This is a genomic window from Stackebrandtia soli (genome assembly GCF_965137155.1).
GTDB lineage: Bacteria > Actinomycetota > Actinomycetes > Mycobacteriales > Micromonosporaceae > Stackebrandtia > Stackebrandtia soli.
Genome location: NZ_CBCRZX010000009.1, coordinates 85,224 through 109,924 on the forward strand (window position 1 = coordinate 85,224; position 24,701 = coordinate 109,924).

21 protein-coding genes and 1 pseudogene are annotated in these 24,701 nt (G+C 68.4%); 9 read left to right on the plus strand and 13 right to left on the minus strand.

Annotation, left to right across the window (positions count from 1 at the left end; translation table 11 throughout):
• Positions 1 to 150 precede the first annotated feature (150 nt).
• Positions 151 to 825, minus strand: a complete 675-nt coding sequence (locus ACM9NP_RS08140; RefSeq protein WP_415646008.1) for an ABC transporter permease — start codon at positions 823 to 825, stop codon at positions 151 to 153.
• Positions 826 to 829: 4 nt separating this feature from the next.
• The gene (locus ACM9NP_RS08145; RefSeq protein WP_415646009.1) at positions 830 to 1,504 is read right to left on the minus strand and encodes an ABC transporter permease; all 675 of its coding nucleotides are present in this window, start codon (positions 1,502 to 1,504) and stop codon (positions 830 to 832) included.
• Positions 1,505 to 1,778: 274 nt separating this feature from the next.
• On the opposite strand from ACM9NP_RS08145, the gene ACM9NP_RS08150 reads away from it, so the two are divergent.
• Entirely contained in the window at positions 1,779 to 2,750 is a 972-nt protein-coding gene (locus ACM9NP_RS08150) for an ABC transporter ATP-binding protein (protein ID WP_415646010.1), read from the plus strand.
• A gap of 42 nt (positions 2,751 to 2,792) precedes the next feature.
• Here ACM9NP_RS08150 and ACM9NP_RS08155 read toward each other — a convergent pair whose 3' ends face one another.
• Positions 2,793 to 3,407 (minus strand): dihydrofolate reductase family protein, encoded by a 615-nt coding sequence (locus ACM9NP_RS08155; RefSeq protein ID WP_415646011.1) that lies wholly within the window; start codon positions 3,405 to 3,407, stop codon positions 2,793 to 2,795.
• Positions 3,408 to 3,523: 116 nt separating this feature from the next.
• Positions 3,524 to 4,366: a hypothetical protein gene (locus ACM9NP_RS08160; RefSeq protein WP_415646012.1), complete on the minus strand. Its 843-nt coding sequence runs from the start codon at positions 4,364 to 4,366 to the stop codon at positions 3,524 to 3,526.
• 261 nt (positions 4,367 to 4,627) lie between these two features.
• Here ACM9NP_RS08160 and ACM9NP_RS08165 point away from each other — a divergent pair, with 261 nt between their 5' ends.
• On the plus strand, positions 4,628 to 5,110 hold the full coding sequence (locus ACM9NP_RS08165) for a hypothetical protein (protein WP_415646013.1): 483 nt from the start codon (positions 4,628 to 4,630) through the stop codon (positions 5,108 to 5,110).
• A gap of 52 nt (positions 5,111 to 5,162) precedes the next feature.
• Here ACM9NP_RS08165 and ACM9NP_RS08170 read toward each other — a convergent pair whose 3' ends face one another.
• Positions 5,163 to 6,083, minus strand: a complete 921-nt coding sequence (locus ACM9NP_RS08170) for a LysR family transcriptional regulator (protein ID WP_415646014.1) — start codon at positions 6,081 to 6,083, stop codon at positions 5,163 to 5,165.
• Between the two features lie 85 nt (positions 6,084 to 6,168).
• Here ACM9NP_RS08170 and ACM9NP_RS08175 point away from each other — a divergent pair, with 85 nt between their 5' ends.
• Genes ACM9NP_RS08175 through ACM9NP_RS08190 form a run of 4 tightly spaced genes read left to right on the plus strand, consistent with a single transcriptional unit; the run spans position 6,169 to position 10,181 of the window.
• Positions 6,169 to 7,557 (plus strand): dihydroorotase, encoded by a 1,389-nt coding sequence (locus ACM9NP_RS08175; RefSeq protein ID WP_415646015.1) that lies wholly within the window; start codon positions 6,169 to 6,171, stop codon positions 7,555 to 7,557.
• The gene (locus tag ACM9NP_RS08180) at positions 7,554 to 8,366 is read left to right on the plus strand and encodes an ABC transporter permease (protein WP_415646016.1); all 813 of its coding nucleotides are present in this window, start codon (positions 7,554 to 7,556) and stop codon (positions 8,364 to 8,366) included. The genes ACM9NP_RS08175 and ACM9NP_RS08180 overlap by 4 nt, the downstream gene beginning before the upstream one ends.
• Complete coding sequence (locus tag ACM9NP_RS08185) at positions 8,363 to 9,160, plus strand: ABC transporter ATP-binding protein (protein WP_415646017.1); 798 nt, start codon at positions 8,363 to 8,365, stop codon at positions 9,158 to 9,160. The genes ACM9NP_RS08180 and ACM9NP_RS08185 overlap by 4 nt, the downstream gene beginning before the upstream one ends.
• 43 nt (positions 9,161 to 9,203) lie before the next feature.
• Positions 9,204 to 10,181 (plus strand): ABC transporter substrate-binding protein, encoded by a 978-nt coding sequence (locus ACM9NP_RS08190; RefSeq protein ID WP_415646018.1) that lies wholly within the window; start codon positions 9,204 to 9,206, stop codon positions 10,179 to 10,181.
• A 201-nt stretch (positions 10,182 to 10,382) separates the two neighbouring features.
• On the opposite strand, the gene ACM9NP_RS08195 is transcribed toward ACM9NP_RS08190, so the two are convergent.
• The 7 genes from ACM9NP_RS08195 to ACM9NP_RS08225 all read right to left on the minus strand — a co-directional run bounded on the left by ACM9NP_RS08195 (position 10,383) and on the right by ACM9NP_RS08225 (position 20,272).
• Positions 10,383 to 10,715: a DUF1416 domain-containing protein gene (locus tag ACM9NP_RS08195; RefSeq protein WP_415646019.1), complete on the minus strand. Its 333-nt coding sequence runs from the start codon at positions 10,713 to 10,715 to the stop codon at positions 10,383 to 10,385.
• A gap of 1 nt (position 10,716) precedes the next feature.
• Complete coding sequence (locus ACM9NP_RS08200) at positions 10,717 to 11,568, minus strand: sulfurtransferase (RefSeq protein ID WP_415646020.1); 852 nt, start codon at positions 11,566 to 11,568, stop codon at positions 10,717 to 10,719.
• A 521-nt stretch (positions 11,569 to 12,089) separates the two neighbouring features.
• Positions 12,090 to 13,337 carry an outer membrane protein assembly factor BamB family protein gene (locus ACM9NP_RS08205; RefSeq protein WP_415646021.1) on the minus strand — a complete coding sequence of 416 codons (1,248 nt, stop codon included), beginning with the start codon at positions 13,335 to 13,337 and terminating at the stop codon, positions 12,090 to 12,092.
• Positions 13,338 to 13,373: 36 nt separating this feature from the next.
• Complete coding sequence (locus ACM9NP_RS08210) at positions 13,374 to 14,687, minus strand: outer membrane protein assembly factor BamB family protein (RefSeq protein ID WP_415646022.1); 1,314 nt, start codon at positions 14,685 to 14,687, stop codon at positions 13,374 to 13,376.
• A 168-nt stretch (positions 14,688 to 14,855) separates the two neighbouring features.
• On the minus strand, positions 14,856 to 15,197 hold the full coding sequence (locus ACM9NP_RS08215; RefSeq protein ID WP_415646023.1) for an STAS domain-containing protein: 342 nt from the start codon (positions 15,195 to 15,197) through the stop codon (positions 14,856 to 14,858).
• Between the two features lie 117 nt (positions 15,198 to 15,314).
• On the minus strand, positions 15,315 to 15,881 hold the full coding sequence (locus ACM9NP_RS08220) for a response regulator (RefSeq protein WP_415646024.1): 567 nt from the start codon (positions 15,879 to 15,881) through the stop codon (positions 15,315 to 15,317).
• Positions 15,878 to 20,272, minus strand: coding sequence for a hybrid sensor histidine kinase/response regulator (locus tag ACM9NP_RS08225; RefSeq protein WP_415646025.1), 4,395 nt, complete (start codon positions 20,270 to 20,272; stop codon positions 15,878 to 15,880). Before ACM9NP_RS08225 ends, ACM9NP_RS08220 begins: the two co-directional genes overlap by 4 nt.
• Positions 20,273 to 20,386: 114 nt before the next feature.
• On the opposite strand from ACM9NP_RS08225, the gene ACM9NP_RS08230 reads away from it, so the two are divergent.
• The gene (locus ACM9NP_RS08230) at positions 20,387 to 22,435 is read left to right on the plus strand and encodes a SpoIIE family protein phosphatase (RefSeq protein WP_415646026.1); all 2,049 of its coding nucleotides are present in this window, start codon (positions 20,387 to 20,389) and stop codon (positions 22,433 to 22,435) included.
• A gap of 28 nt (positions 22,436 to 22,463) precedes the next feature.
• Here ACM9NP_RS08230 and ACM9NP_RS08235 read toward each other — a convergent pair whose 3' ends face one another.
• Positions 22,464 to 22,901 carry a hypothetical protein gene (locus tag ACM9NP_RS08235; RefSeq protein WP_415646027.1) on the minus strand — a complete coding sequence of 146 codons (438 nt, stop codon included), beginning with the start codon at positions 22,899 to 22,901 and terminating at the stop codon, positions 22,464 to 22,466.
• A gap of 206 nt (positions 22,902 to 23,107) precedes the next feature.
• Between ACM9NP_RS08235 and ACM9NP_RS08240 the strand changes: the two are divergent.
• Together ACM9NP_RS08240 and ACM9NP_RS08245 are read left to right on the plus strand one after the other, a co-directional pair.
• A pseudogene (locus tag ACM9NP_RS08240) lies at positions 23,108 to 23,263 on the plus strand (helix-turn-helix domain-containing protein); the annotation flags it as partial.
• A 133-nt stretch (positions 23,264 to 23,396) separates the two neighbouring features.
• Entirely contained in the window at positions 23,397 to 24,200 is an 804-nt protein-coding gene (locus ACM9NP_RS08245) for an alpha/beta fold hydrolase (protein ID WP_415646028.1), read from the plus strand.
• Positions 24,201 to 24,701 lie beyond the last annotated feature (501 nt).

A 24,701-nucleotide genomic window follows, 5' to 3' on the forward strand; every position in this document is an offset into this window, starting at 1 on the left:
GGTGGCGGTCGGATGCGTTGTGGCCGTTGGCGACGATGGACGGCGTTCGGTTCGTCTCCCGGGGATCGTGAGATTCGCCGACGTCGCGACGGGTCGGTCAGCGGATCGAGGCGTCGAGTCCGATGAGGATGCTCAAGGGGCGACCGGTGGTCAGGTCCGCAGCGGGCGCGGGGTCACGTACTTCTCGGCGAGCGCTAGGACTCCCTCGATGATGAGGGCGAGCAACGCGACGAGGATGCCGCCCGCGAGGATGAGACCGCCACCGGCGGCGATCGACTGGCCGAAGCCGCGGTTGATGATGACGCCGAGGCCCCCGCCGTTGACGAGCGCGGCGAGCGTCGCGGTCGCCACGACCTGGACCGCGGCCGTGCGGAAGCCGCTGGCCAGTTGCGGGATCGCGAGCGGGAACTCCACGCGGGTCAGGACTTGGACGGGCGACAGTCCCATGCCCGTCGCGGCGTCGCGGACGTCGGCGTCGACGGAGCGCATTCCGGTGTACGCGGTCGCCAGCAGGGGCGGGATCGCGAACACCGACAGCGGGATGACGACCGACCATGTTCCGAAACCCAAGGCCGTCAACGGGAACAGGCTCAGCAGGGCGAGCGTGGGGATGGCTCTGGTGAGGTTCGCGACGACGACGGTCCCCGCGCCGCCGCGCCCGGTGTGTCCGAGCCACAGTCCGATCGGCCACGCGATGACGCAGCCGAGCAGTACCGACAGGCCGGACAGGTAGAGGTGCTGGCCGAGGAGGTCGAGGATGCCGCCGGGGTTGGTCCAGTTGAGCGGGTCGTTGAGCCAGACGAAGGCTTCGGTCAAAGCGTTCACGCCGTCACCGCCTCGTCCACGGGGTCATGGCTCGCGTCGCGAGCGCCAGCAGCACCTCGAAGACGAGCGCCAGGAGGACGCACATGATGGTCGCGGTGACGATCTGCGGCTTGTACAGGTTGTTGCGGAAACCGGTGAGGATCAGCCCGCCGAGGCCGCCGTGCCCGACGACCGCGCCCACCGTCACGAGCGCGACGGTCGAGACGGTGGCGATTCGGAGGCCCGTCATCACCGATGGCAGGGCCAGTGGGAGTCGGACGCGCGACAGGAGCTGACGTCGGTCGTATCCCATGCCGCCGGCCGCGTCGATCACCTCGATGGGCACCTGGCGGAGCCCCGTCAGGGTCGCGCGGACCAGGATCAGCAGCGCGTACATGACGAGACCGATCACGACGGGCGCCTCCGACAATCCCATGAACGGGACGAGCAGCGCGAACACCGCCAGCGACGGGAGCGTGTAGAGCACGCCGGACACCGACAGGATCGCGGTGGAGGCCGAGCGGGACCGGGCCGCGAGGATGCCGAGCGGGATCGCGATCACGGCCGCTATGAGCACCGATATCACCGTCAGGCGGACGTGTTCGGCGAGCGCGTCGAGGAGGACCGACGCGTTCGACTCGACATAGGACCACGAGAACCACGGATTGCGTGGATCATTCAGCCCGATCGATACCGACATGACGCCACCGTACAGGTCGGTGGCGTCGGGTGAGGGTCGCCGTCGGCTCGGTCGGTGGCGGTGCGTCCCTCCACCATCATCGGTCCACTGTCACGGTGACGTCCGCCGTACGGCTTGACCGGCGCCTTCGTCGGCAGCGGTCGGCCGGGCGGACGCGAAGCGGGCCGACCGTCGCGCGACCGAGTCCGATGAATCGACCGACGTGGATGGCCTCGGGGGAGGGGTCTCCCGTCTCGGGGAGATGGGGACGCGACGATCACGATAAGGTCGAGGGATGTCTGCCGCTACCGCCGCGCCGATCAGACTCGACGGGGTGTCCAAGGTGTACGACGGGGATGTCGTCGCCGTCGAGAACCTGAGTCTGGACATCACGGCCGGGGAACTCGTCGCCCTCGTCGGTCCGTCCGGCTGCGGAAAGTCCACTGTGCTCCGCATGATCAATCGTCTGCTGGAACCGAGCGGCGGAGCCATCCACGTCGGGGATCGCGACGTCATGGCGACCGACCCGGTGCTGCTGCGCCGCACGATCGGCTACGTCATCCAGCACGTCGGTCTCTTCCCGCACCAGACGATCAGCGCCAACGTCGGCACGGTCCCGCGCCTGCTCGGCTGGTCGAAACGCCGCGTCGCGGATCGGGTCGCGGAACTCCTCGAGCTCGTCGGGCTCGACGTCGAGACCTTCGGCGAGCGCTACCCCCACCAGTTGTCGGGCGGTCAGCGGCAGCGCGTCGGCGTCGCCAGGGCGCTCGCGGCCGACCCGGTCGTGCTGCTCATGGACGAGCCGTTCTCGGCGGTCGACCCGATCGCGCGCGGCCGTCTCCAGGAGGAGTTCCTGCGGTTGCAGGCCGACGTCGGCAAGACGATCGTCTTCGTGACGCATGACGTCGATGAGGCGATCCGGCTCGGCGACAAGATCGCCGTCCTGTCACAGCACGCGACCCTGGAGCAGTACGGGACCCCCGCCCAGATCCTCGCCGAACCGGCGAGCCCGTTCGTCGCCGACTTCGTCGGGTCCGACCGTGGCGTGAAACGGCTGTCCGTCACCTCCGTGTCGGCGGACGAACTCGTCGAGGTGCCGCCCGGGAACCACCCGGAGGTCCCGCTGACGGCGACCCTGCGCGAGGCGCTGTCGGCCCTGCTCGACGGCGACACCGGTTTCGTCGCCGTTCGCGACGGCGACCGGACGCTCGGCGCGCTCGGCACCGAGGACATCTACCGCACCCTGCACGCCGACGTCGAGCGCTGAACGAGCGCCACGACCGTCGGCGTCCGCGGCGGCTCGACCGAATCAGGCGTCGCGGGTGAACCGGTACGTCAGATGGGTCACGCCGTCACCGGCGACGGCCCGCGTCGGCTCCATTTCCCTCCACTGCGGACCGATGTCGTCCCACAGTCGGACGCCCGCACCGAGGAGGACGGGCGTCTGATGCAGATTCAGCTCGTCGAGCAGTCCGGCAGCGATCGCCTGACGGACGACGCTCGCGCCTCCCGACAGCCGAACGTCGCGATCGCCGGCGGAGGCCCGGGCGCGCTCGATCGCCGCCGCGACCCCGTCGGTGACGAAGGTGAAAGTGGTGCCGCCTTGACGACGCAGCGTCTCCCTCTCCCGGTGCGTCACCACGAACACCGGCGCCCGGAACGGCGGATCGTCGCCCCACGGCTCCTCACCGAAGTCGAACATGTCGCGACCCATCACGTAGGCGCCCGCGTTGGCGAACTCGTCCTCGACGATTTGGGACGACACCGAGTCGACGCCGCCGTCCATGCCCTGCCGCGCGCGCCAGCTTCGCAGGTCGAAGACCCATTGGTGGAGGCGTTCGTGGACCGGCCACCACTGCCCCTCGTCGGCGGAGCCGACATATCCGTCCACCGATATCGACAACGACGCCGTCACGATTCCCATGAGCCCGTTCCTTCTGTCCGAATTGCGTATCCGCGCCAGTGATCGCTCACCGGCGCCTTCGCGTCGATGATGGGACATGGGTGCGACAGGACTCGACGCGGCGATCGTTCGAGTGATCAGGCTGACGGGCAGGCCTGGGTCGCGCTCGCGGTGACGACGCGACCGGTCAGGGAGACCGTCAGCGAGCGGCCCTGCCACAGGTACGACACGTGCTTCTCTTTCGCGACGCGGACGATCGCGTCGCCCGGCAGACGCTCGACGACGGCCGCGATGTCGGCGTCCGCGTCGTCGGGAAGACGACCGGTCGCCCACGCGGTCCGGGCGACGGTGCCGCCGTCACCGAGACAGGACACCTCGCCGATTGTCCATGATGGACTAATGACGCCGAGCAGGTCCATCGCCGTCGCGGCCTCCGCCGGGTGGTTGAACGGCGGTTGCAGCACGGCCGTCGTGTCGCTGTCGGGGCGGCAGCCGGTCTCGGACTTCCAGGTGACGGTGTTGTCGTCGGTCGACAGCTCCAACGCGACGTACTCGTCGACGATCGCCGAGTATCGCGGCCGCTTGTCCGTGCCGCCCTTGACGAGCGGGTACTTCTTCTTCAACGTCTTCGCGAGCCGGTGCGCGGTCGGCGCGACCTCGGCCGAGTCGACGTGGGCCGTGATACTGCGCGTGTATCGATGACCGGACCGCACCAGGGTGATCGAGCAGTCGCCGTCGAAGACCAACGCGCCGACGGTGAACGCCTCGCCGTCGTTCGACAGGGCCGACACGGCGAGAGTCGAGGCCTCGTTGACCACGGGCAACGCTCGCGCGAGTGGCGACTGCTCGGCGACCGTCACCGACGGCGCCGTGAACGCCAATATCGCGACGAGCAGACCCCATGCCGCGATCGCGACGGTGATCTTCCGGCGCCGCATGGCACCCCAGACACGTCTCGGCAGCGGCTTGAGGTTCATCACCCCCCTACTATGCGCACCCCCCGCCACGCGGCCCACGCCGGGCACCCGTGACCGGTCGGGCCGAAACTCGCGGGCACGTGTCGGCGGGTCGGACGGCCGCCGTCACGAGTCGGATCGGCGGTCGGACGAGTCGACGGTCGCGTCGCGATGTCGGTCGCGAGTCCGAGCCGTCGGGACGTGCGCCGGCGCCCATGATCGTCCATAGTGTCTCCGGGATCGGCGCCGAGTCGACGCGACCTGGACGCGTGCGATAGTGCGCGCATGAGTGTTCGGTCCCGGATTCGACGACGTCTGCGATCCCTCCTGGTGGGCGAGCTCGTCAACATCCCGCTCCAGTGGGCGATCTGGTTCGGCGTCGTCGGGCTGCCCGTGACGGCGGTGAACCTCGCCGGCTTCGCGGTGTTCGCGCTGCTTCTCCTTGAGGGCGCCGGGTACTGGACCGCGAAGCTGCGGCAACTGTCGACCGGTGCGCCGCTACCTCCTGGCGTTCGCGTCTTCGCGGCGTTGCGTCTGGCCAACCCCGTCGTGCTCGCGGCCGTGCTGGCCTGGACGGCGACCGCGACCGAACGGGACCCGGGAGCGGCGACGATCCCAGGTCTCGCGTTCGCCGCCTTCGCCGCGCTCGAGCACGTCAACTACTTCCACGTCCAGCTGATGTACGACAACCGCGCCGACACCCGCCGACTGCGCGCCCGGGGTCTCCGCCGGTCCCACCTGGCCCGCGATCTCGCCCGTCTCGGCTGAGCGCCGCCGACCGGCTCGAAGCGCGCCTCGACGCCTGACGACGGCTCGCCCGTCATTCCGTCTCGGTGCGGCGGTGCTGGAACTGGGCCAGGTCGGAGGCGAACTGGCGCATCCACTCTGGCGTCTCGGTGCGATGCCAGGCCACGGCCAGCTCCCGGCCCATGCGCTGCCCGTTCTCGATCCGGACGCTGCGGGACTCCAGGTCGAAGCCGCGCAGGTCGACGGTGTCCCCGAAGACGGCGACGCCGAGCCCCGCCTCGGCGAGCGCGGCGAGCGTCTGGCCGACGTTCGACCGGTACAGGATGCGCGGGTACAGCCCGGCGGCCTCGCATTCCTGCTCGAAGAGTCGACCCGCGATGAAGTTGGTGTTGTTGACGACCAGCGGGTAGGGGATGAGTTCCTCGACGGCGATCGTCGGTTGCCCGGTGTCGAGCGTGTGGCCCTGCGGGAAGAAGGCGCAGACCGTCAGGTGGGCGAGTGGAATCGCCTCGAGTTCGCCGCTCACGGGGAGCGGGACGATCGCGAGGTCGCACTCGCCGACGGCGAGGCGTTCGCGGAGTTTGACGGCGCCGTCCTCCAGCACCTCGACGCGGACGGTCGGGTGCGCGGGGATCCATTCGGCCAGGAACGGGGCCAGATACGACCCGGCGGCGGTCGCGGCGGCGCCCAGCCGGATGTGGGACCGCTGTCCTTCGGCGAGGTCGGTGCGCAGCGCCGACAGGGTCGCGGCGACTCGGTGCGCGTGTTCGGCCGCGATCGCCCCGGCCGCGGTGAGGCGGGCGCCGCGCGGACCGCGTTCGAGGAGTTCGGCTCCGACGGCGCGTTCCAGGCGGGCGATCGCTCGGGAGACGGCTGGTTGCGACGTATACATCCGTTGGGCGGCCGAGCGGAAACTTCCAGTCGTCGCGACCGAGATGAACGTCTGAAGGTCGCGCAAGGTGACATCACCAGTTGCGGATATCGAATCACTCATACCCTATGTTCTAACAGATCCGTCATATAGTGTTCCACGCATCAATCGTCACCCTCAGTGGGAACGCCAGCTAGGAGCACCTGTTATGGCCTTCGATACAGCGATTACCGGAGCGAGAATCGCGAACGCCCATGGCGTCCGCGCGGCCGACGTCGCCATCCGCGACGGCAGGATCGCCGCGCTCGTGATGCCTGGTGAGTCGTTGGACGCGGCCGAGACCGTCGACGCCACGGGACTGACCCTGATGCCGGGGTTCATCGACGTGCACAGTCACCACCGCGAGCCCGGCTTCACGCACAAGGAGGACATCGCCAGCGCGACCGCCGCGTGCGCGGCCGGAGGCGTCACCACGACCTTCGCGATGCCGAACGTCTACCCCGTGCCGAACACCGCCGAGGTCGTCGAGGACATGTTCGGCCTGTACCGGTCGAGCGCGATCGTCAACTGGAACGTCAACGCCGCCGGAACCGACCTGGAGCAGATCCCCCGCATCGCGGAGATGGGCGTCGCGGCGTTCAAGGTGTTCATGGTCGTCGACACGGGCCGTGACTACCCGCACATGCCGGGCATCGGAGTGCATGATCATGGACAGCTTATGGCGATCATGGAGGCATGCGCCGCAGCCGACGTCGCGCTCATGGTCCACCCACACGACCAGGCGCTCATGGACCACATTGAAAAGGGATTCTGGGATCGTGGAGAACGCGACGCCCTCGCGTACGCCCGCGCCTACGCCGCCCACAATGGACTCATCTGGGACAGCGCCATCGCGACCCTCCTGCGCCTCCAGGAGGCCACGGGCGTCCACCTGCACCTGCTGCACGTCCAGACCGAACGCAGCGTCCAGCTCATCGCCCAGGCGAAACGACGCGGACAGCGGGTAACCGCCGAAATCAACCCGTGGGCGCTGTTCCTCGGGCACCGTTGGGAGAACATCGAACGGCTCGGCTCGTACGCCCTGTCCTACTGGGTGCCCGAACAGCACCACGAGGCACTGTGGAACGGCCTCCGCGACGGCACGATCGACCTCGTGTCCACCGACCACGCGCCGCACACGCGGGAGGAGAAGGAGATCGGCTGGACCGACGGCTGGAAGGCCAACACCGGCACACCGTCGACACAGTTCTACGCCCGCATGCTGCTCGACGCCGCCCACCACGGACGGCTCTCCCTCGAACGCGTCGTCGAGGCCTGCTCCACCGCCCCCGCCAAACTCTTCGACCTTGAGGGCAAGGGTGAGATCGCCGTCGGAGCCGACGCCGACCTCGTCCTCGTCGACACCGAGAAGACCGAGACCGTCACCGACGACGAGGTGCTCAGCAAGATCGGGTACACGCCGTACGCGGGCGAGGTCTACACCGGCATGCCCGTGCGGACCTTCGTCGGCGGCAAGACCGTCTTCGCCGACGGCCGCGTCACCGGAGAACCGGGCTGCGGCACGCAGACCCGCCGTGCTGACGGGCGCCGCCGATGACACGAACCGATGAGCGGCGAGGAGTAGGGGTCTTCGCCTGGCTCGGTGGATCGACGCGAGGAGCGTCGGCGACCCGCCTCGTCCTGTCGCTGACCCTCTTCCTCGGCGTGTGGCAACTCGCGGCGACCTACCTGATCGACAACCGGCTCCTCCTGGTGCCGGTGACGGAAGTCGCGACGGCCCTCTACACCGAGATCGAGTCGGGCGCGTTCACCAAGAACCTCGCCACGACGATGCTCGAACTCGCGATCGCGTTCCCGCTGGCCGTCTTCGGCGGTTTCGCCATCGGCGCGATCCTCGCCGGAAGCAAGCCCGTCCGGCAGACCCTCGACCCGATCCTGACCGCGCTGTACTCACTGCCGATCGTCGCCCTGGCGCCGCTGTTCACTGCCGGCCTCGGCTTCGGCGTCGCCAGCAAGGTCGCCGTCGTCATCCTCATGGCGATCTTCCCCGTCATCACGAACACCGACGCCGGACTGCGCAGCGCCGAACCGAACCTGATCGAGACGGCGCGCTCCTACGGCGCGACCCGCATCCAGGTACTGCGAACCGTGACGATCCCGCACTCGGTTCCGTTCCTCGTCAGCGGCGTCCGCGTCGCGTTCGCCCGAGCGCTCGTCGGCGTCATCGTCGCGGAGTTCTTCGGCGCGGTGTCCGGATTCGGCTTCGCCATCGCGGCCGCCGCCCAGTCCTACCAGACCGCGCGCCTGCTCGGCTACGTCGTCGTGCTCGGCGCCGTCGGCCTCGTCGCGTCGTTCGGTCTGACGGCGTTGGAGAAACGACTCGCCCCATGGAGGGAGGACTCATGAACGACGTCGATCCAGGACGGATCGTGGTCGACGGCGTCGACCTGATCTTCACTCCGCCGCGCCGGGAGCCGGTGGAGGCGCTGCGAAACCTCGACCTGGAGGTCGAACCGGGCGAGTTCGTGTGCGTCGTCGGCGCCTCCGGCTCCGGCAAGTCGACGCTGCTGCGGCTGCTCGACGGGCTCCTCAAACCCACGGCCGGAACGATCACGTCCGGAGGCCGCCTCGTCACCGGACCCAGCAGCGACCGGGCCATGGTGTTCCAATCGGACAACCTCCTGCCCTGGTCCACCGTGCTCGACAACGTCGCCTACGGCCTCGTGCTCTCCGGACAGCGCCGCGCCCACGCCAGGGAAGTCGCCATGAAGGGGCTGGAGGCCGTCGGACTCGCCGACGCCGCCAACCTGTACCCACGGCAACTCTCCGGCGGGATGCGGCAGCGCGTCAACATCGCCCGCGCCCTCGCCGTCGACCCGCAGGTGCTCCTGCTCGACGAACCGTTCGCGGCCCTCGACGCGCAGACCCGCGAGATCATGTCAGCCGAGTTGCTGCGCATTTGGTCCGCCGACCGCAAGACGGTCGTCTTCATCACCCACCAGATCGACGAGGCCGTCTACCTCGCCGACCGGGTCGTGGTCCTGTCCGCCCGACCGGGGACAGTCCGCGAGATCGTTCCGGTGCCCTTCGATCGGCCCCGCGAACTCCCGGTGAAACGCACACCTCAGTTCGGCCGGATCGTCGATCACATCTGGTCGCTCATCGAGGACGAAGTCCGCGGCAGCCTCGGGCTGAACTGACGCGACGACCAAGGGGCCCACCAACTCTTCGCAAGGAACCGACATGACGAAACGACGGACAATACTCACCGCGGCGCTGGCGGCCACACTCGCCTTGCCGTTGGCCGCGTGCGGATCGGACGACACCGGCGGCGACACCAAGACGGTCAGCGTCGCGGTGCTCGGCCCCGGATCGCTCCAATGGCTGCACGCCATTGCCAAGGACCAGGGCTTCTACGCCGACCACGGGATCACCGTGGAGGACATCCAGGTCCAGAACTCAGGAGCCCTCGTGCAGGCCGTCGCGTCGGGCTCCGCCGACGCCGGCATCGCCTTGGGCGACAACGTGATCAAGGCCGTCGACGAAGGCGCCGACATCGCGATCACCGGAACGCTGCTCCAGAAGGCGGCGCTGCGTCTGTACGGCGCTCCCGGCGTCGACGAGATCTCCGACCTCGAAGGCGCGCAGGTCACCGCGGGCGCCGTCGAAGGCGGCACCTACGAGCTGATGGTCTACATGCTCCAGCAGGCGGGCGTCGACCCGGAGAGCCTGACGCCGGTCGCCATCGCCAACTCGAGCGACCGCGTCGTCGCGATGGAGAACGAGCAGGTGCAGGGCGCCCTCCTGATCCCGCCGTTCGACACGCTCGCCGAGGAATCGGGCGCGACGATGCTCGGCTGGTACGACGAGTTCTGGCTGGAGACGCCGTCGATCGTCAACGGCCCGTGGGCCAAGGAGAACCCCGAGGCCGCGACCGGCTTCACACAGGGGCTCGCCGACGCCGCGAAGTTCTTCGCCGACGCGGCCAACAAGGACGAGTCGGTGCGCGTGCTCAAGGAGTACGCCGACGTGGACGACGCCGCCGCGACGGCCGCGTACGACTTCATCCACTCCAACGAGATCTTCTCGCCGGACCTGTCCACCAACGAGGAGGGGCTCGTCAACATCGCGAAGATCAGCGCCGAAGTGTCCGGTAAGGACATCTCGGACTTCGACCCGTCCAAGTACGTCGACGACAGCTATCTCGACAAGAAGGACTAGAGGGCGACCCGCCCGCACGGTTCCACTCGAGGAGGCTCCCGCATACCGGTCGTATGCGGGAGCCTCCTCGCGTCGGCCCGAAGCTCGCCGACCCGCGCCGCTGACCTCGTGCGCGTCGTCGCGAAAGCCGGGCGCGCGCACGACTAAGGCCCGGCGGGCATCCCACACTCGCCGGGCCTTCGTCGTGGTGGTGGTGTCGGGTCAGCGGGACACGGACACCGTCACGTCATTGAGACCGACCGACGCGCCGACGGAGACCGTGGCCTCGCCCGAGCGTGACAGCGCCCGCAGCGTCCAGTCGCCCGGCGCCGCGAAAAAACGGAACACCCCGCCGTCGGCGGTCACGACCTCGGCCGTGAACTCGCCCGAGGCGTCCAGCAGGCGCACGTACGCGCCCTCGACGGGCCGCTCGGCGGCGTCGAGGACCCGCCCCGACACGACCGTCTCCGTCGCCAGATCGACCGACGCGGGCAGCGAACCCGTCTGAGCGGGCGCGCCGCAACCGGCCGCCGTCGTCGTCACATTCGCGGTCATGTCAGGCCGCCTTTCCGGGCTCGTCGCCGACCGCGACCGGCACGCCCACGAGCGAGCCGTACTCGGTCCACGAACCGTCGTAGTTGCGGACATCGGTGTGGCCGAGCAGCTCACGCAGCACGAACCAGGTGTGCGAGGAGCGCTCGCCGATACGGCAGTAGGCGATCGTGGGACGGGACGTGTCGAGCCCGGCGCCTCCGTACAGCGTCGCCAGTTCCTCATTGGACTTGAAGGTGCCGTCCTCGTTGGCCGCCTTGCTCCACGGAACGCTGATCGCGGTGGGCACGTGGCCGGGTCGCTGGGACTGCTCCTGCGGCAGGTGCGCCGGCGCGAGCAGACGGCCCGCGTACTCGTCTGGCGAGCGGACGTCGACCAGGTTGGCCGCGCCGATCGCGTCGAGGACGTCGTCGCGGAACGCCCGGATCGACAGATCCTGAGCGGATGCCACATAGGACGTCGTGGGTCGGTTCGGGGCGTCCGTGGTGAGCTCGCGCGCGTCGAGTTCCCACTTCTTGCGGCCGCCGTCGAGCAGTCGCACATCGGTGTGGCCGTACAGCTTGAAGTACCAGTACGCGTACGCGGCGAACCAGTTGTTGTTGCCTCCGTAGAGGACGACGGTGTCATCGCGCGAGATGCCGCGCTCCGACAGTAGTTTCGAGAACTGCTCGGCGTCGACGAAGTCGCGTCGGACCGGGTCTTGCAGGTCGGTGCGCCAGTCGAGTTTGACGGCGCCTCGAATGTGTCCCGTGTCGTAGGCGGCGGTGTCCTCGTCGACCTCGACGAAGACGACGCCGTCGGCGTCTATGTTGGACTCTGCCCAGGCGGGCGAGACCAGAACGGTGTCACGGCTCATGCGGGTTGCTCCTTGGAAATGGTGCCGTTGGGCAATGGGAATGGGAATGCCAAGGGCGACCGTGACCGCGCGCCACCCGCGGGTGATCACTGTGGATAATCGGTGGGTACGCTCGTCGGACGGCCGAAGGCCGGTACCGATTCGAGGATCACCGACGGAGATGAACCGCCACTGTGGGCGAATCCGCGCGCGCTGAAAGGTCGCCGGTTAAGGACGACACAGGGACGCGGCGATCAGGCAGAAGTCGATCGCGCGCCGCTTGGTGAGCAGTAGCGAGCGCATGGGCAGAAGGCTAACAGGCGAAACGCGAATCGACCACCGAGAGTCCCACCCGCTGGTCACCTCGGGTCGACTCGCGCCGCGCAACCGTCCACCCCGAACTCCGCTTGGTTGGGCAAAAGTTCCGCTTGGTTGGGCAAATTGCGAAAACGCGCCTAATTCGAACATTTGCCCAACCAAGCGAGACGTTTAACCAACCAAGCGAGACGTTTAACCAACCAAGCGGAGAGCACGGCGACGGTCTAGACGGGTACGGCGGACAACCGGGTCGGACCATCGTCGGTCACCACGAGAACGACCCCGCCGACGACGGCGACGGCCCGGCCCGGAGACTGCCAACGGGTGTCCCCCGTGGCCCGATCGAGTGCCTTGACCCGCTCGTGGGTCGTCAACACGATGACGTCGTCGACGCCCGCCGCGAGAGCCACCATCGGCTCCCCGGTGTCGAATCGGCGATCGGTCTCGAAGTCGACGAGCCACCCGCCGTCGTCGTCATCGAGGTGAAGGACGCCGTCGACGAATCCGCCGATCGTTCCGGGAACCGATGACTCCCAGACGAGCCGACCCGTCGTCACGTCGTACACGACCGGGTGGCCGTTCGCGGCGACGGTCGCCAACCGGGTCCCGTCGACGTGCGAGCCCGGACAGTCCGAGGCGGCCGGTGTGTCCACTGTCAAGGTCGTGGCGCGTCTCGTCGCGGAATCCCAGACGTGCGCCGCGACCGGGCACCGGTTCTCGTTGTCGTACACCGGGAACACGACCACCGAACCGACGGCCGTGATGTCCTGACTCGAGCGGACGGCCTCCGGATCGAACCCGTCCGGTGGCGGCACGTCGCCGACTTCGTCGCCGGTCGCGGGGTCGAACTCGGTGACCTCCCACGTGGAGATCGGTTCCCCGCGCGGACCTCTCCCATGTCCCGCCACGGTGAACAGCGCCCCGCCCGTCGAGGGAACGACCAGTGCCCGGCTCTCGAGGACGGACGTGTCGCGCCGCCACAGTCGCTCGCCGGTGTCGAGCTCGTACGCGGCGAGTTCGAGTCGACCGTTCTTCGTGGAGTCGGAGGTGGTGACCACCAGGCGGTTCTCCGCCGTGTACCACCGCTCGACGGTGTGGGCGTCCTCCTCGACCCTGAACCGTTCGTCGCCGGAGACGGCGTCGAAGGCGGTGACCGTCTCGGCCTGCTCGGTGAGGAGCAGGTCTCCCGTCAAGGTGAGACCGGTGGACTCGGAGTCGACCGTCCACAGGGTGTCGCCGGACTCGATGTCGATCAGCTCGCCGGAGTGTTCGGCGTCGGGGTCGTTCGGCAGGCGCAACAGCACGCCGCGACCGGTTTGGAACGTGTCGAACGGCGAGGCCCCTCGCTCCCACAACGGTTCGGCGACAGGGGGAGAGCCATCCGCTCCGCCCTGGTCAACGACGAGATACCCGATGACGATGACGACCACCAGGATCGCCAGGGCCCCGCTGATTCCCGCTTTCCGTGTCATCCGGCGATTGTCGCCGTGGGACGCAAGGCCGAACGATCACTCTTCGAGCGGGACGACCGCGAGGTACGTGCGATTCGGTGTCGACACCTGCGCGAGGACCGCGTTCGGCAATGGCGTGAGCGCGCGGGCGTCGGGCAGCACCCATCGGGTCTTCCCGGTCGTCAGACTCACCGTCGTGACCTCTGACAGTCCACTGACGATGGCGACATTGTCGGCGACGAGCACGGACACCGGGACGACCTCGATCGTCCACAGCGCGATCTTGGTGATCAGGTCCACGGCGCGCAGGGTGGTGCCGTCGTCGAACAGCACCGTGTCGCCGGTCAGACCCCAGACCGTTCCGTCGATCGACGCCTGCCACAGGGCTTCGCCGCTCGTCAGGTCGTAGACGGTGGGGTGCCCCTGTGGGTCGCGCGCGGCCAGCCGGTCCCCGTCCAGGTACATCGCGGAGCAGACGCCCGAGTCGTCGACGGGCGGCGGCAACGGCGTCACGGCCGTCTCGTCGTGGCCGATACCGAAGGCGTACAGGGCGTTGGGGCACTCGCCGATCTCGCCGTAGACGGACGTGATCAGGGTGCCGTAGGCCGTGACCATCAGGTCCTGGCCGAAGGCGGCGGCGGTGTCGCCCGGGGACGGGACGTCGCGCACCGGTTCGCCGGTGAGGCCGTCGCGCACGGTCGCCGTCGTGGTTCTGCCCTTCGCGTCGACGGTCGCGTCGAGGAAGACGGCGGCGGAGTCGGCGATCTGGGCCTCGGGGTCGGGGTCGTCCGTGTCGGGGTCGATCGCGCCGGACACGGCGATGACGTGCCGTTCGTCGACCGCCACGGGAGTGCTCCACAGCGTCTCGCCCGTCGCGAGGTCGACGCCGTCCAGGGTCTGCTCGGTGTGCTTCCCGTCGACGTCGATCGTCAACAGGACGATGAGGATGCCGCCGGTGACCCAGAGATCGTAGGGGCGGCCGCGTTCGGTCGTCTCGATCGTGAATCGCGGCTCGCCCGTGTGCAGGTCGGCGACGACGGCCCGGAAGTCGTCGGGCTCGCTCGTCTCGTCGATGCCGACGATCACCTCTTCGGCGATCCAGACGTCGCGCAGCGGCGCGTCTGTCGACCAGAGTTCCTCTCCGCTGGCCGCGTCGTGCACGGTGTGGCTGCGCGTGTTGTCGGCGATGACGACGTCGTTCACCCCGAGCGCGGAGGACGGTGTGTCGGGAGCCTCGGAGAAGTTCCACAGTGGGGACATGACGGGCGGGGGCGTGGGTTCGTCGTCACCCGTTGTGATGAAAGCGATCCCGGCGGCGACGAGCGCCACGCCGCCCACGATCACCCCGACCAATCGCCTGTACCCAGTCATGCGGTTCAGCATGGCTGGTGCGGTTCGCCCGCGCCGAATCGCCCCCCGGGGTCGGTCGACGACGGGCATCGTGCTGACGACCACGCTGGGCAAACATTGAAGAACATGGTTGGTTTGAGTCGAAACCGTTGGGCCGCAGGCGAGCGGGACGAGGCGGGGCCGCTCGGCTCAGGTCGTGCCGTCGCCGTTGACGGGTCCGATGGTGAACGCCTGATGCAGGCCCGTCACGTGCAGTAGGCGGTCGAGGAACTCGGTCACGTCACCGAGGACGAGAACGGAGCGGGCGCGCGTCGCCGCGCGGTTGAGCACGACGAGCGTGCCGAGGCCCTGCGAGTCGCAGAAGCTGACGGCGGACATGTCGAGCACCACCCGCACCGGCTTCGCCTCGAGTGCCTTCTCGACGGCCGCGGTCAGGCGTGGCGCGGTGCCGATGTCGAGTTCACCTGTCAACGTCACGACCGCTCTGTCCGATTCGTGACGCACGGAGATGTCCAAATCCGGGCGTGTCACAAGCCCAAGGGTAGCCGACAGGCGTGCTAAACGATTTACCCATTGGGAAGGTTGCGCTACGACCGCGTGCCGTCGGGCCGCCGCCGCCGGGTGACCCTCGACACACGATCGCCGTTCCTAGTCGTCGTTGTCGGCCTCCGCCAACAGGTCCAGCGCGGTGGCGACGTGCTGTGGCGGGCGGTCCCCGGTCCCCTCGCGAAGGACACGCGACGCGCGCGACGCCAGCGTGCGCAATCTGTCGCGTTCCTGCTCGACGGCGCGCAGGCGGGCGGCCTCGACGTTGAGCTTCTCCTTGTGATCCCACAGGTCCACAAAGATCATGACCTTCGCCCGCAGCGCCCACGGGTCGAACGGTTTGGTGATGAAGTCGACGGCGCCGGCCGCGTAGCCGCGGAACGCCATCTGCGAGTCGCCTTCGGCGGCGGTGAGGAAGATGATCGGCGTGTGCCGGGTCCGTTCGCGCTGTTTGATCGCGGTCGCGGTCTCGAAACCGTCCATGCCCGGCATCTGGGCGTCGAGCAGGATGACGGCGAACTCCTCGGTCAGGAGCTTCTTCAGGGCGCCTTCGCCGGACGTCACCGCGACCGATGACACCTGCAGGCCCTGCAGAATCGCCTCCAGCGCCACCAGGTTCTCGCGCCGGTCGTCCACGAGCAGGACCTTCGCCTGACGTGGTGAACTCATGCCTCTTCCTCCTCGCCGATGGCGTTCGTGTTGTCGTGACCGCTCGTGATCCAGTAGGCCATCATGTTGAGCAGTTCGTCAATGTCGACGGGCTTCGTCAGGTACGCGGTGGCACCGGCCTCGAAACTCGCGTCGCGGTCGGCGTCCATCGCTTTGGCGCTCAGGAAGACGATCGGGAGATGCTCGAAACGGGGGATGCGCCGGATCGCCCGCGTCGTCTCGTTCCCATCCATATTGGGCATCATCGAGTCCATGAGGACGATGTCGACGGTCTCGGCCTCGGTGAGCCGGGCGATGCCGTCGGAGCCGTTCTCCGCGTACAGGACCCCGATGCCGTGCATCTCGAGGGCCGCCGTCAACGCGAAGACGTTGCGGACGTCGTCGTCGATGATCAGGACGGTCACTCCGTCGAGGGCCTCGGCCTTGCGCGGTTCGATGTCGGACTCGACGGGCGGCACGGGTCGAAGGATCGGCCGGTTCGCCCAGATGTCGTCGTCGACGTCGTCGACCGTCGGGAGTTCGAGGGTGTCGAGCGACGGGCCCGTGGTCGACGGTTCGGTCGTCTCCGGGACGTACAGCGTGAACGTCGAACCGACACCGGGCCGGGTGTCGGCGGTGATCGTCCCGCCGAGCAGCTCCGCGTAGGACCGGCTGATCGACAGTCCGAGGCCGGTGCCGCCGTACTTGCGGCTCGTACCGCCGTCGGCCTGCTGGAAGGGCTCGAAGATCAACGCGAGCTTGTCGTCGGAGACGCCGATCCCGGTGTCGGTGACGGAGAAGCTGTAGACGACCGGCGCGTTGTCGAGGGTGTTGATGCCGAACACCATGTCCGGGTTCGCCTTGGCGATGTTCAGCGTGACGCTGCCCTCGCTGGTGAACTTGACCGCGTTCGACAGGAGGTTCCGCAGGACCTGCTGGAGCTTCTGCGAGTCCGTCATGAAGGTCTCGGGCAGGTCGGCGGCCGTCTGCACGACGAACTCGAGGCTCTTCTCCTCCGCCTGGGTGCGGAACGTCTGCTCCGCGTGCCCGGCGAGCTCGTCGAAGGCCACCGGGTGCGGGTCGACGTCCATGCGTCCCGCCTCGATCTTCGACAGGTCGAGGATGTCGTCGATGAGCCGCAACAGATCCGATCCGGCACTGTGGATGGTTTTGGCGAAGTCGATCTGCTTCGTCGTCAGGTTCTGCTCCGTGTTCTCGGCGAGCAGCCGCGCCAGCAACAACAGCGAGTTCAGCGGGGTGCGCAGCTCATGGCTGATGTTGGCGAGGAACTCGCTCTTGTACCGCGACGCCTGGGCGAGCTGTTCGGCCTTCTCCTCCAGACCGATCCGAGCGGTCTCCACGTCGCGGTTCTTGATCTCGATCTCGCGGTTCTGCTCCGACAGCTGCCGGGCCTTCTCCTCGAGCTCCTCGTTCGCGCGCTGGAGTTCGTTCGACTGTTCCTGAAGGTCGTTCGTGAGGCGCCGCGACTCGGTCAACAGCGCCTCGGTGCGGCCGTTGGCGACGATGTTGTTGAGCGTCGTCCCGATGTTGGCGACGAGTCGCTCCAGGAACGAGATGTGCAGGTGCGAGAAGCGGTGGAACGACGCGAACTCGATGACGCCGAGCTGCTCGCCCTCGAACTGGATCGGCAGGATGATGAGGTCGGCGGGCGTCGCCTCGCCGAGGCCGGAGCGGATCGTCAGATAGCCGTCCGGGATGTCGGAGACGCGGATCGGCCGTCGGCTCGCCGCCGCCTGCCCGACGAGGCCCTCACCGGGCGCGTACATGACGTGCTCGAGCGGCGGGGCGTAGCCGTAGAAGCCCGACAGGACGAAGCGCTCCGTTCCGTCCTCTTTGGTCTCCTTGGTGAAGAAGGTGCCGGTCTGCGCCTCCACGAGAGGGGTCACCTCGGTCATGATCATCCGGCAGACCTCGCTCATGTCGCGCTGTCCCTGGAGCAGACCGGAGACGCGGGCGAGGTTGGAGTTCATCCAGTCCTGGTCGGCGTTCTTCGTCGTCGTCTCGCGCAGCGCGGCGATCATCTGGTTGATGCTCTCGCGCAGGTCCGCGACCTCGCCCATCGCCTCGACGTCGATCGACTGCGTCAGGTCGCCTCGGGCGACGGCGTCGGCGACCTCGGCGATCGACCGCAGCTGGTTCGTCAGGGTCGTCGCGAGCTTGTTGACGTTGTCGGTCAGCGCCCGCCACGTGCCGGACACGCCGCGGACGTCGGCCTGGCCGCCGAGCTTGCCCTCGGTGCCGACCTCGCGGGCGACGCGGGTGACCTCGTCGGCGAACCGGGACAGCTGGTCCACCATCGTGTTGACGGTGTCCTTCAACTCCAGGATCTCGCCCTGCGCGTCGACGGTGATCTTCTGGGACAGGTCGCCCTGGTGGACGGCCTTCGTGACCTGCGCGATGTTGCGGACCTGGTTGGTCAGGTTCGACGCCATCGAGTTGACGTTGTCGGTCAAGTCGCGCCACGTCCCGGAGACGCCCCGGACGTCGGCCTGACCGCCGAGTCGGCCTTCGGTGCCGACCTCCCTGGCGACGCGGGTGACCTCCCCGGCGAACGCCGACAGCTGGTCGACCATCGTGTTGACGGTGTTCTTCAGTTGGAGGATCTCGCCTTGGGCGTCGACGGTGATCTTCTGACCGAGGTCGCCCTCGACGACGGCGGTCGCGACGGCGGAGATGTTGCGGACCTGAGCGGTCAGGTTCGAGGCCATCGAGTTGACGTTCTCCGTCAGGTCGGCCCAGATGCCGGAGGCGTCCCGGACCACCGCCTGGCCGCCGAGCTTTCCGTCGGTGCCGACCTCGCGGGCGACGCGGGTGACCTCGTCGGCGAACCGGGAAAGCTGATCCACCATCGTGTTCATGGTCTGTTTGAGTTCGAGGACCTCACCGGAGGCGTCGACGGTGATCTTCTGGGACAGGTCGCCGTCGGCGACGGCCGTAGCCACCGAGTAGATGTTGCGGACCTGCTCGGTCAGGTTGAACGCCATCAGGTTGACGTTGTCGGTCAGGTCCTTCCAGATGCCGGAGACCCCGCGGACGTTCGCCTGACCGCCGAGACGACCCTGCATGCCGACCTCGCGGGCGAGCCGCGTCACCTCGTCACCGAAGGACGACAGCTGGTCGACCATCGTGTTGACGGTGTTCTTCAGGGCCGCGACCTCGCCCTGCGCGTCGACGGTGATCTTCTGCGACAGGTCGCCCTGGACGACGGCCTTCGTGACCTGCGCGATCCCACGCACCTGGTCGGTCAGGTTGCGGGCCAACTGGTTGACGTTCTCCGTCAGGTCCCGCCATGTTCCCGCGACGCCGTACACCTGGGCCTGACCGCCGAGTCGGCCCTCGGTACCGACCTCGCGGGCGACGCGGGTGACCTCACCGGCGAACGCCGACAGCTGGTCGACCATCGTATTGAGCGTCTGTTTCAGCTCCAGGATCTCGCCCTGCGCCGTCACCGAGATCTTCTGCGACAGGTCGCCCTGCGCCACCGCCGTCGCGACCTGCGCGATGTTTCGGACCTGGTCCGTCAGGTTCGACGCCATCATGTTGACCGATTCGGTCAGGTCCTTCCACGTTCCCGACACACCGGGGACGTCCGCTTGGCCGCCGAGCTTTCCGTCGGTGCCGACCTCGCGGGCGACGCGGGTGACCTCCCCGGCGAACACCTGAAGCGTGCGCGTCAACGAGTTGATCGTCTCGGCGAGCTCCGCGACCTCGCCTTTCGCGTCGACGTCAACGGACTGACTGAGGTCACCGGCGGCGATCGCGTTCGTCACCTTCGCGATCGACCGCACCTGGTTCGTCAGGTTCGACGCCATCGTGTTCACCGAATCGGTGAGGCCCCGCCACCGGCCCGACACACCCTGGACGTCGGCCTGACCGCCGAGTTTCCCGTCGGTGCCGACCTCGCGCGCGACGCGCGTCACCTCGTCGGCGAACGACTCGAGCAACGCCACCATGCGGTTGACGGTCGCGCCGACGTCGTAGAACTCGCCCAGCAGCGGACGCCCGTCGATCTCCAACCGCGCCCGCTGCGTCAGGTCGCCCTCGGCGACGGCGTTGATGACGCGCGCGATCTCCGACGTCGGCCGAACGACCTCGTCGAGGAGCTGGTTGACCGCCTGCGCGCCCTCCTGCCACGCCCCGTCGAGGTGCTCGACGTCGAGGCGTTCCGTGAGGCGGCCCTCCCGGCCGACGACGCGGTTGATCAGCTTCAGTTCCCGGGTGTGCCGGTCGGAGCGCTCCGCGACCGCGTTGAATCGGTCCACGACTTCGCCGGCGAGGCCCTCACCGCGTGGAAGACGGACGGTGAAGTCCCCACTTTCCATGCGGCCCAGCGCTTCCGCGAGCGATTCCAGGAGCGAGTGCTCCGCTTGGGCGGTCTGGGTGGCTGTCATGGGTGACCTCGTTCCCCAATCGTCATATAACCGCATGCGTGGACACGATTACTTTAAGTATTCGATGTCACCTCCCCCGCACGCGGTTTGCGGCGGTGAGAGAGACTGCTAGGTGTGTCTGTTCGCGCACGTAGGAGGCTTCGTCTTCCGGCCAACCACCGGTCACCCGCCGCTGCTCGCGCGGTGGTGCGGGAAGTGCTCGCCGAGGTAGGACTCACCGACCTCATGGACGAGGCATTGCTTCTCACCACCGAGCTCGCCACGAACGGTGTCATTCACGCCGGCACCGACATCGATGTCGATGTCGCAGCCGATGACTCCGGGGTCACAGTAACGGTAACCGACTATGCCAGTGGACCGATAGAGCCGACCACCCTCACACCCCCCGACGAGATGGCCGAGCACGGCCGTGGACTGCTCCTCGTCGACCAGTTCGCGTCCTCGTGGGGCACGAGCCACGACTCCACGGGCAAGGGCGTCTGGTTCCGCCTCGACAACCGGGAATCGTCCACAGTCGCCACAAAGGCGTCGTTGCGGGACGAGTCGATCCCCGTCAACGGCAGTGTCGCCGATGACGACGTCGAGGCGACCGCCCGCGCCGCCGAGCGCGTCTCCTGGCTCATCCACATCGGAGACGAACTCCGACAACGGCTCACGATGTCGCAACTCGTCTCGGAGATGCTGCTGCGCCTGTGCGAAGTCGTCGGCGCGTCCGGGGGCACCGTCTGGCTCGACACCGGCGACGGCCAGGGCGAGATGCGGCTCGCCCGGTACGGAACCGACTCCCCGCACGCGCCCGTCATCGTTCCGCTGCCGGTCAACCGTCCGCACTCGGGCCGCATCGAACTGCACCCCGACGCGCCCGCGCCTCGGCACTGGAACTCGCTGGCCGCCCTGTCCGCCGACCGGATCGCCCTCGTCATCGAGACCGATCGGGTCACCTCGACCGACCGGCGCCGACGCGGCTGGCTCCACTTCCTCGCCGAGGCCGGCGAACTCCTCGCCCAGTCCCTCGACGTCGACCTGACGATGGCGCTGATCCCGCAGATCATGGTGCCCCGCCTCGGGCAATGGTGCGCGATCCACGTCGTCAACGAATGGGACGAGCTCGAACTCTCGGCCCTCTCGCACGCCGACGAGGGCACCCTTCCGCGCCTCAAACAGCGCATCGGCGACTATCCGGTGTCCGAACGTCTCGAGGAGGCCCGCGCCGTCGGGGGCCCCGTGCCCCTGCCGAAACCGGTGGAAGGGGTCCTGCTGCCGCTCATCGCGCGCGGAGGCGTCCTCGGCGCGCTGTCCATCGGACGTCCCGGTGACCGTCCACACTCGCCGGACGACCTCACGGTCCTGCAGGACGCCGCGCGTCGCGCCGCCCTCGCCATCGACAACGCCCGCATCCACTCCGACCGCCAGCAGATCGCCCAGGCGTTCCAGAACGCGCTGCTGCCGTCGGCGCTGCCGAAGGCCCACGGTCTCGGCTTCGCCGCCGAGTACGTGCCCGCGTCGACCGGAACCGATGTCGGCGGCGACTTCTACGACGTCGTCGAGCTCTCCAAGGGTCGATACAGCGCGTCCATCGGCGACGTCTGCGGCAAGGGCGCACAGGCCGCCGCGCTGACCGGCCTCGTCCGCGACATCCTTCGGGTGATGGCTCGCGACGAGCGTCCCGTCGGCCGGACGCTCGAACTCCTCAACCACACCCTGCTGGAACAGCCCGACGAAGGTCGGTACGCGACCGTCGCGACCGCCCGCGTCGATCAACGAGACGACGGCCGCGTCGACGTCGAACTGTTCCTGTCGGGTCACGAGAAGCCCTTGCTCCTGCGCGCTGACGGGCGTTGCGAGTACGTCGGACGGGAGGGGACCGCAGTCGGGCTCCTGCCGAGCCTCGCGATCAACCCCGCCACGGTCACGCTCGATCCAGGTGACGCCCTCGTGTTCTACACCGACGGCGTCACCGAGCGACGCAACGGATCACAGCTGTTCGGGCACTCCAACATCTGCCGGAGCCTCCGTCCGATGGCGGGTTTCCCGGCGGGCGCGATCGCCGCGCGGCTGCGCAGCGCCGTCGCCCAGTACTCCAGCGAGGACCCGCGCGACGACATGGCGGTGCTCGTCATCGCCAACGAGAACGCCGTCGACGGACCCGTCGCCGCGAACTGACGAGCGGCGCGCCGCCGACCGTCGCCTTTTACGCCGTGTACGCGTCGGCGGGCGGGCCCGCCTGAATGAGCACGTGTTCGACGTAGTTCTCGAGCGCCTTGCGGTTGAGCCGGGCACGGCTCATGATCGCGTAGGTCGCGAGGAACATCATGGACAGCAGGGTGTCGGGGGAGTGGACCTCGCTGGGCTCGCCGCCGTTCTGGGCGGCCTTGAGCACCGCCTCCAACGCGGAGACGTCCACTTTGGCGTCGGCGTGACGGAAGCGGCCCTTCGCGTACACGGCGAACTTGCGGGTCATCTCGGGTGGTGTTCCCGGCGGGAACTGGAACGCGACCGCGACGCGCAGCGCGGCCCGCAGGATCGTGTGCGTCCGTTCGCCTCCGAGCCGTTCGATGACCGCCTCGTGGGATTCGTCGCTGCGGCTGACGATCTGCCGGACCAGTTGGATCTCGTCCTCGCGGCTCATTGTTCCTCCTTCGGTACGGATGTGACCTTACTGAATTTGCGCCCGTGCTTCCAGTGCCGACTCCACACGATCCATTGCGGATGGATGTAAATCCGTCACTGATATAGCGTCGCGTGATGGGGGCGGATGACACGTGGCGGACGGTTCGGCAGCGGGATCCCGATCGGACGGGTCGGGTCGCGGAGTTCCGGGCCGCGCGTCTGGCGATGGAGATCGGTGCGCAGGTGCGGCGGCTTCGCCGGTTGAGGGGCTGGTCGATCGCGGAACTCGCGGATCGGACGGGGATGCCCCGTCCGACGATCGTGACCGTGGAGGCGGGCGCGGTCGTTCCGACTCTTCAGGTCCTGGAGGAGCTCGCGGAAGCGCTGTCGGTGGTCGTGTCGGTGACGTTGAGCCGACCTGCGGCGGTCACGGCGGTCACGGACGTGTCGGAGCTGCTGGCGTCGGCTTCGCCGGACGACGGATCGTCGGTGCCGGGGGCTACGATCCCGGCTCGTGACGACACTGCATTACGCCGAACACGGCGAGGGCGTTCCGGTGCTGGCGATTCACGGGTGGACGCCGGACCACCGACTCATGACGGGTTGCCTCGAACCGGTTTTCGCGGATCGGCCCGGTTATCGGCGCCTGTACCCGGACCTGCCGGGGATGGGCGCGTCACCGGGCGACGGCGTCGGCAGCTCCGACGACGTGCTCGCGGCCGTCGAGGAATTCATCGACACCCGCCTCTCCGGTGAGTCGTTCCTGCTGGTCGGGGAGTCGTACGGCGGGTATCTGAGTCGGGCGATCGCGCACCGGCGACCGGAACAGGTGCTCGGGTTGGCGTTGATCTGTCCAGTGGGGATCGAGGCGGTGCGGGAACGGCGGACACTGCCGGATCGTCGCGTCGTCCGGGAGGACCCGGCCGCGACGGCGGGTCTGGACCAGCGGGACGTCGCGGACTACCTGGACATGGCGGTGGTCCGGACACCCGAGACGGCACGGCGGTTCCGGGACGAGATCGTGTCGGGTCTGCGGGTCGCGGATCTGCGGACGCTCGCGCGCGTCGCCGCGCGCGGCTGGGAGTTGACGACCCGGCCGGAGACGGGCGTGTTCGATCGCCCGAGCGTCGTCCTGACGGGTCGGCAGGACCACGTCACCGGCTACGCGGACGTGTATCGACTGCTGGAGCACTACCCGCGTGCGACCTTCGCGATCCTCGACGCGGCCGGTCACAATCTCCAGATCGAGCAGCCCGATCTGTTCGGGCGGCTGATCGGCGACTGGCTGGATCGGGTGGAGGGAGAGACCGCCCACTGAGCCGGCCACACGGGTTTCGTTGCGGCTCATCGGTAGCGGACGGTCGCCAGAGTCGCCGCATGGCGTTTCCCTTGCCCGGTCCCGGATCGGCGTGCGCACGTGTCCGGGACGCCGTCCGCTGCGGTGATGCGCGGGCCCCGGCTCTGTTGGAGGAGTGGTACGGGTACCGCGTCGGGGTGTGGCACAGGTGACGATTGGGGTTCCACGCCAGACCGAACTCAGCGGACGCGTTCCCCGGGGGCCTCCAACCTCCTCCCCAGTTGGCCTCGAGCCTAGCCGGAGCCCACGCCCGAGCGTCAAATCGTCGCCCGGCGCCCTGTGGACAACGGGCCGGTTGTGGAAAATCCTGTGTGGACTCGATGGGAGTGGGGCGCCGTGCCGCGTGCGACCCGTGCGGCGCATGGGGATCACGCCCGATTCGGCGAATGTGTCCGCATGATGACGGGTCCGGGGCGCCGATGTGACAAATCCCGCGTTGTGGGCAACCTCGACGGCCCCTAT

Bases quoted from the DNA above. Each gene is read 5' to 3' on its own strand.
- ACM9NP_RS08145 (WP_415646009.1), bottom strand. From the start codon at position 1,504: ATGTCGGTATCGATCGGGCTGAATGATCCACGCAATCCGTGGTTCTCG.
- ACM9NP_RS08150 (WP_415646010.1), top strand. From the start codon at position 1,779: ATGTCTGCCGCTACCGCCGCGCCGATCAGACTCGACGGGGTGTCCAAG.
- ACM9NP_RS08155 (WP_415646011.1), bottom strand. From the start codon at position 3,407: ATGGGAATCGTGACGGCGTCGTTGTCGATATCGGTGGACGGATATGTC.
- ACM9NP_RS08165 (WP_415646013.1), top strand. From the start codon at position 4,628: ATGAGTGTTCGGTCCCGGATTCGACGACGTCTGCGATCCCTCCTGGTG.
- ACM9NP_RS08170 (WP_415646014.1), bottom strand. From the start codon at position 6,083: ATGAGTGATTCGATATCCGCAACTGGTGATGTCACCTTGCGCGACCTT.
- ACM9NP_RS08175 (WP_415646015.1), top strand. From the start codon at position 6,169: ATGGCCTTCGATACAGCGATTACCGGAGCGAGAATCGCGAACGCCCAT.
- ACM9NP_RS08180 (WP_415646016.1), top strand. From the start codon at position 7,554: ATGACACGAACCGATGAGCGGCGAGGAGTAGGGGTCTTCGCCTGGCTC.
- ACM9NP_RS08185 (WP_415646017.1), top strand. From the start codon at position 8,363: ATGAACGACGTCGATCCAGGACGGATCGTGGTCGACGGCGTCGACCTG.
- ACM9NP_RS08190 (WP_415646018.1), top strand. From the start codon at position 9,204: ATGACGAAACGACGGACAATACTCACCGCGGCGCTGGCGGCCACACTC.
- ACM9NP_RS08195 (WP_415646019.1), bottom strand. From the start codon at position 10,715: ATGACCGCGAATGTGACGACGACGGCGGCCGGTTGCGGCGCGCCCGCT.
- ACM9NP_RS08200 (WP_415646020.1), bottom strand. From the start codon at position 11,568: ATGAGCCGTGACACCGTTCTGGTCTCGCCCGCCTGGGCAGAGTCCAAC.
- ACM9NP_RS08205 (WP_415646021.1), bottom strand. From the start codon at position 13,337: ATGACACGGAAAGCGGGAATCAGCGGGGCCCTGGCGATCCTGGTGGTC.
- ACM9NP_RS08210 (WP_415646022.1), bottom strand. From the start codon at position 14,687: ATGACTGGGTACAGGCGATTGGTCGGGGTGATCGTGGGCGGCGTGGCG.
- ACM9NP_RS08220 (WP_415646024.1), bottom strand. From the start codon at position 15,881: ATGAGTTCACCACGTCAGGCGAAGGTCCTGCTCGTGGACGACCGGCGC.
- ACM9NP_RS08225 (WP_415646025.1), bottom strand. From the start codon at position 20,272: ATGACAGCCACCCAGACCGCCCAAGCGGAGCACTCGCTCCTGGAATCG.
- ACM9NP_RS08235 (WP_415646027.1), bottom strand. From the start codon at position 22,901: ATGAGCCGCGAGGACGAGATCCAACTGGTCCGGCAGATCGTCAGCCGC.